The sequence below is a fragment of the Luteitalea sp. TBR-22 genome (assembly GCF_016865485.1).
Classification (GTDB): Bacteria; Acidobacteriota; Vicinamibacteria; order Vicinamibacterales; family Vicinamibacteraceae; genus Luteitalea.
The window spans coordinates 5,087,557-5,103,792 of record NZ_AP024452.1 but is presented as its reverse complement, the minus strand read 5'-3'; the positions used below and the strand labels follow the sequence as shown (position 1 = coordinate 5,103,792).

At 68.0% G+C, this 16,236-nt stretch carries 13 protein-coding genes, 1 tRNA gene and 1 pseudogene; 9 read left to right on the top strand and 6 right to left on the bottom strand.

Annotation, left to right across the window (positions count from 1 at the left end):
* Positions 1–18 precede the first annotated feature (18 nt).
* Complete coding sequence (locus TBR22_RS21240; protein ID WP_239489838.1) at positions 19–2,613, bottom strand: excinuclease ABC subunit UvrA; 2,595 nt, start codon at positions 2,611–2,613, stop codon at positions 19–21.
* A 218-nt stretch (positions 2,614–2,831) separates the two neighbouring features.
* Here TBR22_RS21240 and TBR22_RS21235 point away from each other — a divergent pair, with 218 nt between their 5' ends.
* On the top strand, positions 2,832–3,422 hold the full coding sequence (locus TBR22_RS21235; protein ID WP_239489837.1) for a hypothetical protein: 591 nt from the start codon (positions 2,832–2,834) through the stop codon (positions 3,420–3,422).
* Between the two features lie 90 nt (positions 3,423–3,512).
* Here the strand turns inward: TBR22_RS21235 and TBR22_RS21230 are convergent, their stop codons facing one another.
* From TBR22_RS21230 to TBR22_RS21220, 3 genes are all read right to left on the bottom strand, one after another.
* On the bottom strand, positions 3,513–3,860 hold the full coding sequence (locus TBR22_RS21230; protein ID WP_239489836.1) for a type II toxin-antitoxin system HicB family antitoxin: 348 nt from the start codon (positions 3,858–3,860) through the stop codon (positions 3,513–3,515).
* Between the two features lie 225 nt (positions 3,861–4,085).
* Positions 4,086–4,310, bottom strand: coding sequence for a DUF433 domain-containing protein (locus TBR22_RS21225; protein ID WP_239489835.1), 225 nt, complete (start codon positions 4,308–4,310; stop codon positions 4,086–4,088).
* Positions 4,311–4,398: 88 nt separating this feature from the next.
* Complete coding sequence (locus TBR22_RS21220; protein WP_239489834.1) at positions 4,399–5,871, bottom strand: VWA domain-containing protein; 1,473 nt, start codon at positions 5,869–5,871, stop codon at positions 4,399–4,401.
* Between the two features lie 629 nt (positions 5,872–6,500).
* On the opposite strand from TBR22_RS21220, the gene TBR22_RS21215 reads away from it, so the two are divergent.
* The 6 genes and pseudogenes from TBR22_RS21215 to TBR22_RS26980 form a co-directional block, all read left to right on the top strand.
* Positions 6,501–7,031: a hypothetical protein gene (locus TBR22_RS21215; RefSeq protein ID WP_239489833.1), complete on the top strand. Its 531-nt coding sequence runs from the start codon at positions 6,501–6,503 to the stop codon at positions 7,029–7,031.
* Positions 7,032–7,038: 7 nt separating this feature from the next.
* Positions 7,039–8,139, top strand: a complete 1,101-nt coding sequence (locus TBR22_RS21210; protein ID WP_239489832.1) for a hypothetical protein — start codon at positions 7,039–7,041, stop codon at positions 8,137–8,139.
* 402 nt (positions 8,140–8,541) lie between these two features.
* A complete protein-coding gene (locus TBR22_RS21205) occupies positions 8,542–9,411 on the top strand; it encodes a hypothetical protein (protein ID WP_239489831.1) in 870 nt (289 codons plus the stop codon).
* The gene (locus TBR22_RS21200; RefSeq protein ID WP_239489830.1) at positions 9,408–10,565 is read left to right on the top strand and encodes a hypothetical protein; all 1,158 of its coding nucleotides are present in this window, start codon (positions 9,408–9,410) and stop codon (positions 10,563–10,565) included. Before TBR22_RS21205 ends, TBR22_RS21200 begins: the two co-directional genes overlap by 4 nt.
* 943 nt (positions 10,566–11,508) lie before the next feature.
* Positions 11,509–11,691, top strand: coding sequence for a hypothetical protein (locus TBR22_RS21195; protein ID WP_239489829.1), 183 nt, complete (start codon positions 11,509–11,511; stop codon positions 11,689–11,691).
* A 5-nt stretch (positions 11,692–11,696) separates the two neighbouring features.
* Positions 11,697–12,689, top strand: a pseudogene (locus tag TBR22_RS26980) (recombinase family protein); the annotation flags it as partial.
* A 538-nt stretch (positions 12,690–13,227) separates the two neighbouring features.
* On the opposite strand, the gene TBR22_RS21185 reads toward TBR22_RS26980, so the two are convergent.
* Positions 13,228–13,303: transfer RNA gene (locus tag TBR22_RS21185), tRNA-Lys, on the bottom strand.
* A 227-nt stretch (positions 13,304–13,530) separates the two neighbouring features.
* Here TBR22_RS21185 and TBR22_RS21180 point away from each other — a divergent pair.
* Positions 13,531–13,986, top strand: coding sequence for a YtxH domain-containing protein (locus TBR22_RS21180; RefSeq protein WP_239489827.1), 456 nt, complete (start codon positions 13,531–13,533; stop codon positions 13,984–13,986).
* A 98-nt stretch (positions 13,987–14,084) separates the two neighbouring features.
* On the opposite strand, the gene TBR22_RS21175 is transcribed toward TBR22_RS21180, so the two are convergent.
* Complete coding sequence (locus TBR22_RS21175) at positions 14,085–14,324, bottom strand: hypothetical protein (protein ID WP_239489826.1); 240 nt, start codon at positions 14,322–14,324, stop codon at positions 14,085–14,087.
* 111 nt (positions 14,325–14,435) lie between these two features.
* Here TBR22_RS21175 and TBR22_RS21170 point away from each other — a divergent pair, with 111 nt between their 5' ends.
* Positions 14,436–16,235, top strand: coding sequence for an NAD(P)H-dependent oxidoreductase subunit E (locus TBR22_RS21170; protein WP_239489825.1), 1,800 nt, complete (start codon positions 14,436–14,438; stop codon positions 16,233–16,235).
* The last annotated feature ends 1 nt before the right edge of the window (position 16,236 follow it).

Below are 16,236 nucleotides of genomic sequence, written 5' to 3'. Positions count from 1 at the left end.
TCCCGTCAGGGCAGGTCCCTACCTCCCGCTCGATCTCTCGGCCTGGTGCGTGCCGCGGTGCGTCGCCGACGGCGCCAGTGTCCGCGCCAGGTAAGGAGCGGTGCGGCTGTCGCTCGATCTGGCCACGTCAGCCGGCACGCCTGCCGCGACAACGCGGCCGCCCTCGGCGCCAGCACCAGGGCCGATGTCGATGACCCAGTCGCTGGCGGCGATGACCTGCATGTCATGCTCGACGACCACGACCGTGTGGCCGGCCTCGACGAGGCCTTCGAGCTGCAACAGGAGGCGCTCGACGTCGGCCGGATGCAGGCCCGTGGTCGGCTCGTCCAGCACGTAGAGCGTCTCGCCACGGCCGCTGCGCTGGAGCTCGGTGGCCAGCTTGATCCGTTGCGCCTCGCCGCCGGAGAGCTCGGTGGCCGATTGGCCAAGCCGCAGGTAGCCCACGCCCACGCGGCGCAGCACCTCGAGGGAGCTCCGCAGCGCGGCGTGGTCGGTGAAGAATGCGGCCGCCTCATCGACGGTCATCTCGAGCACGTCGGCGATCGTCTTGTCACGCAGGCGTATCTCCAGGGTCTTCGCGTTGTAGCGCGCGCCATGGCACGTCGGACACGGCGTGTACACGCTGGGCAGGAACAGCAGCTCGACCATCACGAAGCCTTCGCCCGCGCATTGTGCACACCGGCCTGCGGCGACATTGAAGGAGAAGCGGCCGGGGCCGTACTTGCGCGCCCGCGCCGGTCGCGTCGCCGCAAACAGCTTGCGCACGTGGTCGAACAGGCCGGTGTAGGTCGCCAGGTTCGATCGTGGGGTCCGACCAATCGGTTTCTGGTCGACGCAGACGAGCCGCTTGATGCGCTCGCCACCCTCGACGATGCGGCCGGCGGTGGGCTGGTCTGGAGTTCGCTCGAGGTCGAGCCGGTCGTCGGCCTCCTCGCCCATCGTCGCTGCCGCCTCGCCTTCGCCCAGGCGGTCCGTCATCAACTCCAGCAGGGCCTGGCTCACCAGGCTCGATTTGCCCGACCCTGACACGCCGGTCACCGCCGTCATCACGCCGAGCGGAAAGGCCGCCTCGAGATCGCGGAGGTTGTTGCGCGTGACGCCGGCCAGCCTGAGCCATCCGTTCGGCGTCCGCGACGGTCGGGCCTGCACGCGCGCCGGCTCCAGATACCGCCGTGTGTGCGACGCGGTCACCGTCGTCAGTCCGTCGAGCGGACCGCTGTAGAGCACGTGCCCACCGCCGGTCCCGGCGTCGGGGCCGACGTCGACGATCCAGTCGGCGTGACGGATCACGTCGAGCTCGTGCTCGATGACGAACAGCGAGTTGCCCGCCTCGCGCAGGCGATCGAGGGCACGCAGCAACGCTTCGGTGTCTGCCGGATGCAGGCCCGCCGACGGCTCGTCGAGCACGTAGACGACGCCGAACAGGTTGGAACGGACCTGCGTCGCGAGCCGCAGGCGCTGCAACTCGCCTGGAGACAACGTCGGCGTGCTGCGCTCCAGCGTCAGGTAGCCGAGACCGAGATCGAGCAGCACCTCGAGGCGCGCGACGGCGTCCTCGGCGATGCGCTGGGCGACGATCGCCTTCTCGGGATGCTCCACCGCGAGCACGGCCGCTGAGGGATCGCCCGTCGCGTATGGACGCAGCGTCTGCAGGAGCGACGCCAGGGGCAGGCGCGAGATCTCCGCGATGTCGAAGCCGGCGAACGTGACCGCCAGGGCCTCCGGCCGCAGGCGCCGCCCACCACAGGCCGGGCAGTCGGCCCCGATCAGGTAGCGGGCGACCCGCCGCTTCATCGCCGCGCTTTCGGTGGTCGCCAGCGTCTGCAGGAGATAACGACGCGCGCCCGAGAACGTGCCCATGTAGCTGGGCTCGTCCTTGCGCTTGATGGCCCGCCGCGTCTCGGCCGGCGTGAAGCCGGCATACACGGGCACCGTCGGCGTCTCGTCGGTGAACAGCAGCCAGTCGCGATCGGCGCGCGGCAGGTCGCGCCAGGGCGTGTCGACGTCGTAGCCGAGCGTCACCGCGATGTCGCGGAGGTTCTGGCCGTGCCAGGCCGGCGGCCAGGCGGCGATCGCGCGCTCCCGAATCGTGAGCCGATCGTCGGGCACCATCGACGCCTCGGTGGCGTCGTAGATGCGCCCGAGGCCATGGCACTCCGGACACGCGCCCTGCGGCGTGTTGGGCGAGAAGTCCTCGGCGTGTCGCATCGGCGCGCCGGCCGGATACCTGCCGGCGCGCGAGAACAGCATCCGCAGCAGGTTGGACAGGGTCGTCACGCTGCCCACCGACGATCGCGTCGTCGGCGCGCCCCGTTGCTGCTGCAGCGCGACGGCGGGCGGCAGGCCGTCGATCTCGTCGACGTCCGGGACGCCCAGTTGGTGAAACAGCCGGCGCGCGTAAGGCGACACCGACTCGAGGTAGCGACGCTGCGCCTCGGCGTAGAGCGTGCCGAAGGCAAGAGAGGACTTGCCCGATCCGGAGACGCCGGTGAACACGACCAGCGCGTCGCGCGGGATGTCGACGTCGACGCTGCGGAGGTTGTGGGTGCGTGCGCCGCGGACGCGGACGACCCCGGAGCGAGCAACGTGGACAACGGGCGCGGGCGATCGCATGCATCCACGGTTGCATCGCAGCGGAGCCGTCGCAAGCGCGGCCATCGGCGTGGCCGCGTGGTCGGGTCGCGTCAGGACGCCGTCACGCTGTGATGGACGGACGTGGTTGCATCGTCGAGCTGGCCGCGGCGGGCGCTCGCCCCCGAACTGGAGCGTCGATCGAGACTCAGCGGCGCGCGCCGATAGCCAGATGCCGGGTGCGCGGTGTCCAAGGTCGCATGGGCCTGGTCAATCTGCCGGCAGTGGCTCTGCTTGCTGGGCTTGCGATGCTGCCGATGCCGGCATCAGCGCAAGGTGTGTCCGCACCCGCGTGGGGCGCCTCAGTGGAGGGCCTTCGGCTCGGACTGTCGCTCGTCGACGACGTGAAGCCCGCGCCGGTCATCGAGGTCACGTTCGAGAACGGCGGCCAACGCGATGCCCTGCTCAATCTCGGGTTCATGCTCGGGAATGGCCCAATGATGGTGCCTCAAGCCATACGACTCAGCGTGCGTGGCGCATCGTTCGGCACGTGCGAGCTCGAGTACGCCGATCGTCGTTTCTCGCATGTCGGAGGACGGATAGACGATCTGGTCGTCGGCCTTCCGCGGGCGGCTCGGTACGTCGTCAGACTGCCGGTCCGGGATTTCTCGTGCGCGGCTCGCAAGCAGTACCCGATGCCATGGCCAGTCGAGACGCTGGAGGTGGTCGCGCGTTTCCGCGGAGGTCCTGCTCTCTCCACCAATCTGGACATGCAGGGGATGCGGCTGATGCCCTTCTGGCGCGGCACACTCGAGTCCGGCGCCGTGAGCCTCCCACCGGCGCCACGCTGACCGCGCGCGTGCCGACGCCCTTTACGGACTGAGCCGCCGCCCGCGGTGGTCGGTTCACGACCGCCATCAAGGCGATGCGTTCTCTCGGCCTCAGGCCTTCTTCGGAGTCGTCGTCGCGCCGACCACCTTGCGCGGTCGTCCGCCGAGACGGCCATTGGCGCGTGCGGCCTTCGCTTTCGCGGCCGTGCGCTTGGCACCGACCAGGGCGGCCACCCCGACGATCTCCACGCGCCTCGCGCCACCATCTGAACGACGAGCCACACGCACGCGGGCTCCGGGCTTGGTCGACGGGTGTTCCTGGAGGTAGGCCTCGAGCAAGGCACGAATCGCCCGCTCGGCCTTGGCATGCGAATCGGCGGCCGCATACACGGGCAAACCCGGGACATAGGCGCTGACCGCGCCGTCGTCTTCGGTCTCGAGCACGATCGGATAGAGCATGGTCATGAAACACCTGCCTCGCGCAGGCTGCGCGCGCCGAGGCGACCGGCATCCTTCTTGGTGTGCACCGCCACCCATACTTCCTTGCCTGTGACGGGGTGCTTGAGCAGGTCCTAGGCGCGCTGCAGCGCAAGTTCGGGGACGCTGGTGCACTCGAGACCCAGATGCTCGCGCACCCACGAGCCGAGCGCGGGCGGGAGCTGGTTGTCGAGCCAGATGGTCACATCACGCGGCGACGATAGGATGCGCCAGGCGACGGCTGGCGAACCGGAGGCAGGCGGTGACGTCCTCGAGCTCGAGGTCGGGCAGTTCCTCGATGACCTGAGCGGCACTCAAGCCCGAGGCGAGCAGGTCGAGCACGTCGGTGACCCGGATGCGCAAGCCACGCACACAGGGGCGTCCGCCACACTGCGCGGGATCGACGGTGATGCGCTCAGCCAGCGTCGTCATAACCGTCCGTTCAGCGTACCACCATCAGGTGGCACAGGCACCGCCCGCCGTTCCGCTCGAGCACCCGGAAGCAACACTCAGGATCCTGTCATCGCTGCGGCTGTTCGTCGGACGGGACCGCGACCGCCCAGTACCCGGTACGCGCGGTCGGTCGCGCGCCCTTGCGCTTCACCTTCACGCTGACCTTTCGATACGTACCGTCCAGTGCTGGCTTGCTCGACGTGTAGGCCAGAACGTACTGCGCTCGTTGGTCCTGCTCGAGGCGTGCGGCCATCGCGTCCACGGCATTGGAGTTCTCCAGCAAGAAGCCCCCGGTATCCTTGGCGAGTCGCCCCAGTGTGGACGTGCCGTCGGACCGCAGGAGATCACTCTGGCGCTCGAGGTCCTTCGTCCAGGCGCCGTCATTGCGACGCACGTCTCCCAGCCCCTCACGGCCAGCGACTTCCAACTCACGGCCCGTGGAGGCCAGCGTGCTGTGGGCCCGTAGCCCGGCCGCATCGACCGCGTAGAACGTCACGCCAGCGCGGTTGGCCGTGGCGATGAGCGTGTCCAGCATCGCGCGAGCCTGGTCGGAGGTCTGCAGGCCTTCGGAGAACAGCACGAGCGACTTGCGCGCCGTACCACGCGCCATCGCCGACACCAGGGCCCGCAAGCCGTCGACCGCGGTCCGACCCTGCTGATCGCGCAGAGCCCGATCGTAGTTGGCGACCATCCGCGCCTCCATCCTCGCGAGCCAATACTCCGGGCCCTGTTGCGGCGCGTCGTCTAGTCGTCTCGTGCGCTGCGCGACCGTCGCCACGCCGCCCTCGGACTCAGCGGCGGCCGTCGGCGACACACCAGCGCGGAGGTCACCCCTACCAGAGGAGGTGGCTATGCCGCTCGTCGGTTCGCGACTCGCGGCCGGGCGGAGTGCCAAGGAGCGTAGCCCTTCCAAGGCCGCCTGCTTGCTCGTCGTGAATGGCTGCGCCACCACAAGCGACTGCTCGAGGCCGAACACGCCCAGCCACGTGCCGTCCTGCAGGCGAGGCACGAGTGCGTCGGCCACCCGTGCGGCAAGTGCGCGAGCCTCTGGTGAGAGTTCATGAAACACCAGCGCCACGGCCGCCGGGTCGTCGATCGGAAGCGTGACGCCCGCTCCCGCAGCACTGCCGGGCGAGGCGCCCCCGGGTGCCGAGGAACTGCCTGCCGGCGCCGGAGCGCCACGCTGGAACAGCACCTTCAAGGCTTGAGGCGCGCCGTCCTCGCGCAGCTCGAAGTCGTTCAGGGTCAAGTCGCGGATCGGCTCACCTCGGCCATCGCGAACGACGACGTCGAAGAGCACGGTGGTGGTCGATGTTCGCAGATCCGCTTGCTGGGCAATCGCGTCGTCGGTCAGGGCAAGGCCCGCGGCGAGAACCAGGGACGGCAGAAGCGCTCGGGGCATCAGAGTTCCCCGTTTCCGGATACCGAAGGGACGGCAGGCGCTACCGGCCGGACCGACCTGGCCGAGAGGCGCCGGGACCGCACTGCAGCACTCACCACAGTAGGCGGACAGATGCGTCGAGGGTCGATCGCCGCTCAACGGCCGTCAAGGTCAGCCGCATCCAGGCGGTGACATGCTCGGCGACCGTCCCGCCGGCAACCGGGAAGGAACCGTACATTCGCGGTTGCCCACGTGTGCGGGAATGCGCCCGAATCTGCGGGTTCACGAGCATGAACACACGCTACGAGGCGCTTACGCGTGGAGATATTGTTGAGACGACGGGCGCCGAGCCCCTCGAGGTGGCCCTAAGTTGTTGAACAGGAAGGATGTGTGGTGGTGAGCCGGGAAGGAATCGACCACGAGGCGAGGTCGAAGACCGGAGCCGAGTGGCTGATGATTTCCGGGCGAATCACCCGAACGGAGTGAGGGTGGTGAGCCTAACTTGCGCGAGTTGGAACCAGCTCGAGAGTTGCCTGCGCCAGGTGAACGGTCTGCGGCACGTTGCCTGACGTGTGTCGCGACGATGATTGCTCACGAACCGGGCTGACCGAGGTGCGATTGCGGCCGGTATGCTCCAGAACGCACTGCCGCATCGTGTGAATGTTCGTTTCCTGCTACTCCATCGTTATCCTGGATTGCACACCCAACGAGAGCCCTGCTTGTGGCGCTGCGGTAACGCAAGCCGCCACGACTTGGTCTGTCTCATCACGCGCGTGAGGAGGAGAGGCATGTGGAAGTACGCTTCGGTAACCGCGCTCGTACTGAGCGTCGTGGTGCTCGGGAATGCAACAAGCCCATCCATAGGGCAGGATCCTGAATACATCACTATCGACGGGAAGAAGAATCCGGAAAAGATCCCTGTTCACATCGCGTGGGAGCACTTCTTCCGAAATGTGGTGCTGGTTGCCTATCCCGAAGGGGCGCATGAAGCGGACCCGGTCAAGGTCAAGGCACTTGCCGATCTGAACCTTCATGTGACCGAGGACGACATGCGCCAGATCCTCACGATTGGGCAGCGCGCAATCGCCGAATCAGATGCTATGCGCGCACCACTCAACGATGAGCACGAAGGTAAACGGCAACTTGATTGGTCGCTGAGCAAGCGCCTAGCCCAAGTGAAGGCTTCGCAGGATGTGTTCCTACGAGCCAGATCTGATTGCGCGGACCGCTTATCGCCCAGTGCATTTCAGGCGGTCAGCACTTATGTGCAGAAGCACGTCGTGCCTGGCGTGTCGTACCACCATCGGCCGAATCAGTGAGGTGGTCATGCGAGAGTTCATTGTTTCCCTTACCATTCTTGTGTGCTGCTTGGGCGTCAGGATCTATGCTGCCAAAGGCTGCCCGGGTGACACGGCGTGGTCCGCCGCCGTTGGCATCACGCGCGACAGTTCGTCGTCAGTCACCATGACCGCATCAACAAGCATCGTGCACGTCACGACACATAATGGTTGTGACGGGAATTGCGCCGCGTCCGTCGACTTGGCCGGTGTGAACGGAAATGGGCCGCCGAATGGGTGTAGCCACAGCGTCACTGGTTTTCACTCGTTCGCCAATGTCTCGAAGAGCTGCAGCAATCTGTCTGATGGTGGGTGGTATACGAATTCCACGCACTCGTTTGGTGGAACGGTTGAAGAGAGCAAGAGTTCGTCGAGCGTCTCGACTGGCGATCATGATGGCGATGGCTACGCTATTGCGGATGGCGATTGCGCCGATGGCGACTACAACATCCATCCTAATGCTGCTCACAACTGCGATACCGGCTCCGCTGACTACGACTGCGACGGGATGAACGACGCGACCGAATGTGGCTTGGGGTCGCCGATTCTAATCGACCTCGATGGTGCTGGCTTTAAGTTGACCGCTCACGATGAGGGCGTTCTCTTCGACGTCCGCGCATCAGGCACACCTGAGCAAGTAGCGTGGACGTCCGCCAGTTCTGGTGACGGCTGGCTGGCACTCGACCGCAACGGCAACGGGATCATCGATGACGGGCGCGAACTGTTTGGCAATGCGACACCACAAAGCGCGTCCGCCGAACCGAATGGCTACTTGGCGTTGGCCGAGTACGACCGGACTCAGGCCGGAGGGAACGCTGACCGCTGGATCGACTCGGCTGATGCCGTTTACCCAAAGTTGCGGATATGGGTCGACTGGAACCATGACGGAGCCGCGGAGCCCACTGAACTGATGACCCTCACGCAAGCTGGTGTCACACGCATATCGCTGGATTTCGAGGAGTCGCAGAAGCGCGATCGACATGGCAATCTGTTCCGCTACCGTGCGAGGGTGCGCTACCAGGATGACATGAGGGGGCAGCGCGCTCCCTTCACTTATGACGTCTACATCGCCCTAGCTCACGAGCACTAAAGATCAGGTTGGACGGGCGGCATTGGACAGTGCCGCCCGTTTGTGACGAAAGCTCAGGCAAAGGGATAGTCGGAGCCCCGGAGCCGCATTCGCCTGCTCTCGCGAGAAGCCTCTTGACGGCGTAGGCGCCAGGCCTCAGGGCTGCAACGGCTCTTGCTCGATGCGTTCATTGCTGGGTACCAGCAGTGTCGCCACGCCTCGTTTCGTGTGCCCAAGAGGCAGTGAGTTCCCCAGCGACCGAGCCCTGACCGTCCCTGCGGCACACCGCCCCGGACGGTCAGCGCCTTCCTGAAGCGCCCTCGCGGCATTTGCCCGGGCGCCTTCACGAACACCCCAACGCAACCCCTTGCTGGCTTGCCTGGCCGTAGCGCGGCGAGGCCGAGCCAAGGCTGGAGGACAGTCATGTTCGATCGGCGAGATGACGCACGTGATCGTGAGCGCACCGGTGATGACCGCGCCCGCGTGTACGACATCGGCGACCGCGACGACCTGGACCCGCGGGACGGGTTGGGGCGCGACCTTGACCTGCCACGCGGCGAGGAGCGCGAACTGGTGGTCGACCGCGACCGGATGTACGAACTGAACGGCGAGGACAGCCGCACGCTGGCGGCCGTCGGCGCGTTCAGAGTCGTGCCCGAGCACGACCTGGACGCCGACCGCGACACCCTCGCGCACCTGCGCGACGAAGGTCTGGTCGCCAGCGTCGACCTCGGCGACGATGAGCGTGGGCTGACGCTGACGCGCGACGGCCGCGAGCTGCTCGACGCGCACGCCCCGGAGCGTGATGACGGCCCGTCTCAGACCTTCTACGCCGGCGTCAGCCGGGAGCGGGAGCTGGAGCACGACTCGCAGCTGTACGCGACGTACCGCCAGGAGGAGGAGCGGCTCCGCGACCAGCAGGGTGGGCTCGAGGTGCGGCGCGTCGTACTCGAGCAGGACCTCAAGCGCGAGTACCAGGAGTTCCTCCAGGCCCCCAATCGTGGACGTGCCGACAGCGATGGGCGGCCCGACCGTGACGAGCACGAGATCCGGGGCTGGGCCCGCGACCACGACCTGCCGTACTTCGACGGCCAGGTGCACTTCCCGGACTATCGGATCGAGTACGAGGTCGACGGGCGCGCACTGCACCAGGACGTCGAGCTGTTCACGCCGCACTACCGCGGCGCACACGCCGCGAGCCATAGCAAGGCCGGGTTCCGGGTGTACGTCACCGGCGGCCGCGGCGGGGGACGATCCGCACCACGCGCGCGCGGCATGGAGGAGTTCCTGTGACGCCCGCGTATCCGCCCAGCGACACGTGGGACAGCGTGACCAGAGCGCGCGTGCAGGCCGTCTCGGCCTTCGGCTTCACCGAGCGGCAATGCCGATTCCTGGTGACCGTGATGGTGCACGCCGGGTGCTTCCTCGAACGGCAGTACTGCACGTTCACCGGCACCGTGCGCGGCCACAACAGCCGCGAGTTCATCGGGCGGCTGGTGGCCCGCGGATTCATCCGTGTCATCGAGCCGGGACCCGCGCGCCGCGGACGCCTGTACCACGTCCACCACAAGCCCCTCTACGAGGCGATAGGCCAGTCCGACAACCGGAACCGTCGACTCCACACCCTCGGCCGCATTGTCGAGCGCGTGATGATCCTCGACGCCCTCCTGGAGGACCGTCGGTGCTGGTGGCTGAGCCCGGCCGATGACAAGCTGCAGTTCTTCTCGCAGATGCGTGACAACCGCATGCAGCGGGAGGACTACCCTCACATTGCGTTCGGGGCCGGTCGCCAGCGGACCCTCCGGTGCTTCCCCGACAAGCTGCCCATCGGCATCGAGAAGGACAGCATGGAGCACCTGGTGTTCCTGTACCTGGTGAACCGGCGCGTGCCGGTGGACTTCCGCCAGTTCCTCCTCCGCCACGTCGGCCTGCTTCGGATGGTCCATCGGTGGACGCTTCGGCTGCTCGTGCCGCGTCGATTCCGCACCGCCGTCGCCCTGTACAGGGCCGCCGTCCGCGAGGAGCTCTGGACGCCGATGAACCCGAGCGTGAGCAGGTCACTCGAGACGTACTTCGCTGACTGCCACACACGGGGAGCACACGTCGGCGAGCCCGATGATCCGTACCTCCGACGCGAGTTCACCAGGCAGGGCAGCGCGAAGATCCAGGCGCTGTATCGGGCCTGGCGCGTGCGGGGGGATCGGGTGCTCTGGGAAGCACCGTCGCCGGTCCTCGCCGACGATCGGATACACGGCTGCGCGCGCGTGGAGGTGGTCGTGCTCGACCGCCAGTACTTGCAGCTCACCCCTGCCATGGACCGCGATGCGTGGGCCAGGCGAGGGGCCAAGCGAAAATCGCGTCAGGTTGGCCCCCCGGTTCCGGAGGCCTCACCCAGCCCTCTCTCTCCCTTGGAAAGCCACGCCGATAGTGCATCCGCAAACGCTTGACGCAGCGACGATTGGCGCACAAGGCAAGGGCAGGCGGCGCTGTCTGCCGCCTCGCCGGAACATGCCGCTGTGCATGCCCCAACAGAGACGATGGCGTGAACGACCCCACCCTCGTGCCTGGCCTCCGACCCCAGCGCGCCAACAGAGGGTCGTTCACGCCATCGACTGCCCGTGCCGCACCCAGCGGCATGCGTGCCCAGATGCTGCAGGACAACAGCGCCACACCCGCGCCCAAATCGGAGCCCTGGTCGTGGTCCCGCGCGCGTGTCACGCTTGCGTGCGAACAAGACCACCGGCGTGGCAGCAGGATGCGGAAGCAGGCGCAGGGTGCGTGCGTCCAGATCGCTCCGCAGGGACCATCGCGTCTTCGATCCTGGCGCCGTGCTCGTCGTCGTCAATGCTCTCCGCTCCGCGTCGACCCGGCCGGTGGCCGGGCCTGCGGGCATGACGACGCCTGCGCGCGGCACAGCTCGCCGGTACGCGATGGTCGCGGGGGTGACGAGCGTCCGAGAGGGTATTGACGCGGCGATCGCGCAGGCGTAACGTGGCCCCATCGTCCAAGTTCCGCACGGCACTCCTCCGGTTCGCCACAACGGCCTCCGGAGCGCGCAACCGGCCCTGCTGCCAGCAGCACGGTGCGGACGCACCCTCAGCAACGCGATAGACGGTTCGGCGGTGTCTCGCGGTGCGTGTTCCCAGGAGCACGTATCGCATCACAGCCGCGCGAACGCCAACGACTCGGAGAGTCTGCAGGACTGAAACACGCCACCAGACGGTCGCCGCCTCAGGCCTGACCGTCGCCGCGCGGACCTATCGTCCCGCGGGGGATGCCGGCGCAACGCCGCATCCGCGCTCCTGACCAATGGCGCGTCGACTGCCACATCGACGCGCCGGAGCGCGCCACCCATTCAACACGCACGCTCGTGCACCTGGGGGGACCGCGATGGATGCCGCTGAACGTCTCGAGTCCGCGCCGGAACCGATCGCAATCGCGCGTTGCCGCCAACTGCTCGGCGACGAGGCCACGACGCTGTCTGACGACGACGTGCGCGAACTCGTCCGTCACGCCGATGCCATGGCGCGCATCCTGATGGCCCTCGCGACGCGGGACCGCCGCGTCCACTGACGGTCATGCCACGAGGACGCGGCTTGCCAGCGACCTGTGACGGGGCTACGCTGACCGACATGGTCGGCGCGGTGATCTACGTACGCGTCAGCACGAAGGAGCAGACGGAGAACCTGAGTCTCCCGACGCAGGTGCGCGCCTGTGAGGACTACTGTCGCCGGCAAGGCTACGAGGTCCTCGAACGGTTTCACGAGGAAGGCGAGAGCGCCAAGACCACCGACCGCACGCAGCTCCAGGCCCTGCTGACGTTCTGCCGCACGCACAAGGGCAAGGTGCATTTCGTCGTGGTCTACAACCTCACGCGTTTCGCGCGGGAGAAGTACGACCACTTTGCGCTGCGGGCACACCTGAAGTCCCTGGGCATCTCGTTGCGGTCGGTCACCGAGCCGATCGACGACACGTCCACCGGGAAACTGATGGAAGGCGTGCTGGCCGCGTTCGCGCAGTTCGACAACGACGTGCGCTCAGAACGCACTCGCGCCGGCATGCGTGCGGCGCTGGAGCTCGGGCGCTGGACATTCCCGGCGCCGCTCGGATACTTGAACGCGCCGAAGTGGTCGACAACGAGCCTGGTTCACGATCCAGACCGCGGTCCGCTCGTCCGCCGGGCGTTCGAGGAACTGGCGACTGGGCAGTACACGAAGCAGGAAGTGATCGCCCGCGCGACCGAGGCCGGGCTTCGCAGTAGGAAGGGGCTCCGGATCTCGCCTCAGAGCTTCGGCCAGATGGTGCGGAACCCGATCTACGCCGGTAAGGTCGAGAGCCCGGACTACGGCGTATCCACTCGCGGCGACTTCGAACCGCTCGTGGAGGAGGCCACGTTCTACCGCGCCCAGGCGGTGCTCGATGGCCGGGTCGTCGTGGCCGGCCCACGGCAGCGCAACCATCCTGACTTCCCGCTGCGCGGCTTCGTGCGTTGCGAGACCTGTGGACGACCGCTGACCGGCAGCTGGTCGAAGGGCAGGAACGGCTACTACGCGTACTACCACTGCCAGCGCCAGTGCCGGGCCGTCAACATCAGCAAGGCTGCACTCGAGGGCGCCTTCGCGGACGAACTCGCGCTCCTGCAACCTTCCGCCGGCTACATGCGCCTGGTCGCAGACCGGATTCTCTACGTGTGGGAGCAGCGGCGGGCGGAGGCGAAGGACAGAACGGCGGAGCAGGACCGGCGGGTGAAGGCCATCCAGCAGAAGCTCGATCGGCTTGACGATGCGTTCCTGTTCGCGCAGTCCATCGACCGCACCAGCTACGAGCGGCAGCGCGACCGGCTGCGCGAGGAGCTCACGCTGGGGCAGATCGACCACCACGCCGACGCCACCGACGAACTCGACGTACAGGGCATCCTGGCGTTCGCAGAACGCATTCTGCCGCGCGCGTCAGACCTGTGGGTGCAGGCGTCGCTCGACTACAAGCAGCGGCTGCAGGCGCTGTTCTTTCCGGAAGGGATCGCGTACGACGGGAATCGATTCAATCGAACCGCCGTAACCGCACCGCTTTTCAGCTACTTGGCGAGATCTGAAGGTGCTGAAGAAAAGGTGGTGAGCCGGGAAGGAATCGAACCTTCAACCCGCAGATTAAGAGTCTGCTGCTCTGCCAATTGAGCTACCGGCCCACACAACGTGCGCCGAGAGCGCAACGCCGACCCAGAACGATACCACAGGTCGCCCGTCGTGCAAATCGCGACGACGTGTCGCGGGAATGGTCACCCGCCGACCCACCCCGGGGGGCCTCGGTCGGCCCGCCGCGCGTCAGGGCGAACTGGCCCGCCGGCACGGGGTTCGCAGTCTCCACGCTGATTCGGGCGCGTCCTTGCGCCCACTTTCCCGGAGAACTCACGCCATGACCCTGTCGACTCTCGACACCCGCAGCCCGCGCCCCGACGGCGGGTTCCTGCTCGGCCTCCTCGCCGGCGCCGCCGTCGGTGGCGGCCTCGCGCTCCTCTTCGCCCCGCAGGAGGGCGCCGACACACGCCAGGCCCTCGCCACGCGCGGCCAGCAGGCCGGCCGCCGCATCAGCGACGCCTACAGCTCCGTAGCCGCCCAGGCCCGCCGCGGCGCCCGCAACCTCGCCTCCCGCCCCGCCGCGCCCCGTCACGACCCCTCGGGACGCAACGGCGAACCGGGACACGCGACGCTGGTTGCCGGCCACACCCACGAGCGATCCGCAGATCCCTCGCGCGTCATCAGCGATGTCGTCGGCGAGGCCACGTACACGCCGGCACCCGTCGCGCCCGCCGAGTCGGGCCCGGGGGCGACCTCGCCCGCCCCGTCCAACACCACCTGGCCCGTGGTGTGACGCAAGAGCCGCTCACGCGCGGCGCGCACAGGACGCGTCGCACGTGAGCCTGCCGTGTCCGACAGTCGCCACATTCCGGGCGTCGCCGCCTCCCGGCCTCACATGCGCCGGTCCGGGATGATGTCCCCCCGCGCCATCTCGTACACCGCCTTGGCCGTGCCCACCACCGGCGTCGCGTCCAGCGCGGTGTCGACCACCCCTCGCCGCATGCCCTTCCGCCTGATCGCGGACCGCAACGTGAACAGGGCGACCAGCGCGCCGAGCACCGGCACAGCCTTCCCGAGCCGACGCGCCAGCCGCGCCCCGCCGTACTGCACCACCTGTCGTGTGATTGCCATGCGGTCATCCCTGCGACACGCATGCCACCCGCGATCGCCGGTCCTACGCATGTGGATGTGGTGACGCCGCGTTGCGTGCACCGCCAGGGGCCCGGACGTACGATCCAGCCCATGCGCGGCGCGATCCGGGCCATTGTCGACAAGCACAAGGGCGAACGGCGACAACTCCTCGCCATGTTGCGGGAGGTGCAGGCGACCTTCCGACACATCCCTGCCGACGCGATCACCTTCCTTGCCGAGGATCTCGACCTGCCCCGCGTCCAGGTCGAGGGCACCGCGACCTTCTACCACTTCTTCTCGCGCGAGCATCGCGGCGACGTCACCGTCTACCTCAACACCAGCGCGATGTCCGAGCTCTCGGGCGGCCCCGAGGTGGCGGCCGCCTTCGAGCAGGAGGTCGGCACCCGGTTCGGCACCACGACTGCCGATCGCTCGATCGGGCTCTACACCACGTCGTGCATCGGGATGTCGGACCAGGAGCCGGCCGCGCTCATCAACGACGTGCCCTTCACGCGCCTCACCCCGGCGCGGGTGCGCGAGATCGTCGCCGGCCTCAGGGCCGGCAAGGCCGTGCGCGACCTGGTGGGGCCGCTCGGCGACGGCCGGAACGCGACGCCGCTCATCCACGCCGAGGTCCACAACAACATCCGCCACACCGGGTCGGTGTTCTTCGCGCCGTTCACGCCGGGCGCGGCGCTGTCGCAGGCGCTCGAGATGGCCTCCCTCGAGGTGATCGACGGCGTGAAGAAGTCGGGGCTGCGCGGCCGCGGCGGCGCAGGATTCTCGACGGGGCAGAAGTGGGCGTCGTGCCGCGCCACCGAGGGCGAGTCGCGCTACGTGATCTGCAACGCCGACGAGGGCGAGCCCGGCACCTTCAAGGACCGCGTCATCCTCACCGAGTGCGCCGAGTTGATGTTCGAGGGCATGGCCGTCGCCGGCTACGCCGTCGAGGCCAAGCGCGGGCTGCTGTACCTGCGCGGCGAGTACGCGTACCTCGTGCCGCACCTCGAGGCGGTGCTGCAGCGGATGCGCGATCGCCACCTGCTCGGCAAGCGCATCCTCGGCACGCATTTCAGCTTCGACATCGCCCTGCGCGTCGGCGCCGGCGCCTACATCTGCGGCGAGGAGTCGGCGCTGATCGAGTCGGCCGAGGGCAAGCGCGGCACGCCCCGCAACCGCCCGCCGTTCCCCACCGTGTCCGGCTACCGGCACCGCCCGACCATCGTCAACAACGTCGAGACGTTCGGTTGCGCGGCGCGCATTGCCGAGCACGGGTGGCAGTGGTTCCGCGCGATGGGGACGGCCGCCTCCGCCGGCGTGAAGCTGCTCAGCGTCTCGGGCGACTGCGAGCGCCCGGGCGTCTACGAGGTGCCGTGGGGCACCACGGTCAACGACGTGCTCGAGCGCTGCGGCGCCGGCGCCACCATGTGCGTCCAGGTGGGCGGACCGTCGCGCGCCTACGTGCCGCCGTCGCAGTTCGGAAGGCGCATCGCCTACGAGGACCTCGACACGGGCGGCGCGGTGACCGTGTTCGGCCAGCACCGCGACCTGCTGCAGATCGTCCGCAACCACATGCAGTTCTTCGCCAACGAGAGCTGCGGGTTCTGCGTGCCGTGCCGCGCCGGCAACACGCTGCTGCTCAAGGCTCTCGACAAGATCCGCGCCGGCCTCGGCACGACCGCCGATCTCGACGCCATCGAGCACCTCGGCGCCATGGTGATCAAGACGTCGCGCTGCGGCCTCGGGCAGACGTCGCCCAACCCGCTGCTCAGCACCCTCACGCACTTCCGCGACACGTACCTGCAGGTGGTGCGCAGCGACGTCGACTTCATCTCGCAGTTCAACCTGGAGGCCGCCACGGCGGAATCCATTGCCGTCTCCGGCCACGCGCCGGTCACCGAGCAGGCGTGAC

Coding starts and splice junctions, on each gene's coding strand:
- TBR22_RS21205 (WP_239489831.1), top strand. CDS start 8,542: ATGTTCGATCGGCGAGATGACGCACGTGATCGTGAGCGCACCGGTGAT.
- TBR22_RS21195 (WP_239489829.1), top strand. CDS start 11,509: ATGGATGCCGCTGAACGTCTCGAGTCCGCGCCGGAACCGATCGCAATC.
- TBR22_RS21175 (WP_239489826.1), bottom strand. CDS start 14,324: ATGGCAATCACACGACAGGTGGTGCAGTACGGCGGGGCGCGGCTGGCG.
- TBR22_RS21180 (WP_239489827.1), top strand. CDS start 13,531: ATGACCCTGTCGACTCTCGACACCCGCAGCCCGCGCCCCGACGGCGGG.
- TBR22_RS21170 (WP_239489825.1), top strand. CDS start 14,436: ATGCGCGGCGCGATCCGGGCCATTGTCGACAAGCACAAGGGCGAACGG.
- TBR22_RS21235 (WP_239489837.1), top strand. CDS start 2,832: ATGGGCCTGGTCAATCTGCCGGCAGTGGCTCTGCTTGCTGGGCTTGCG.
- TBR22_RS21240 (WP_239489838.1), bottom strand. CDS start 2,613: ATGCGATCGCCCGCGCCCGTTGTCCACGTTGCTCGCTCCGGGGTCGTC.
- TBR22_RS21210 (WP_239489832.1), top strand. CDS start 7,039: ATGCGAGAGTTCATTGTTTCCCTTACCATTCTTGTGTGCTGCTTGGGC.
- TBR22_RS21215 (WP_239489833.1), top strand. CDS start 6,501: ATGTGGAAGTACGCTTCGGTAACCGCGCTCGTACTGAGCGTCGTGGTG.
- TBR22_RS21230 (WP_239489836.1), bottom strand. CDS start 3,860: ATGCTCTATCCGATCGTGCTCGAGACCGAAGACGACGGCGCGGTCAGC.
- TBR22_RS21225 (WP_239489835.1), bottom strand. CDS start 4,310: ATGACGACGCTGGCTGAGCGCATCACCGTCGATCCCGCGCAGTGTGGC.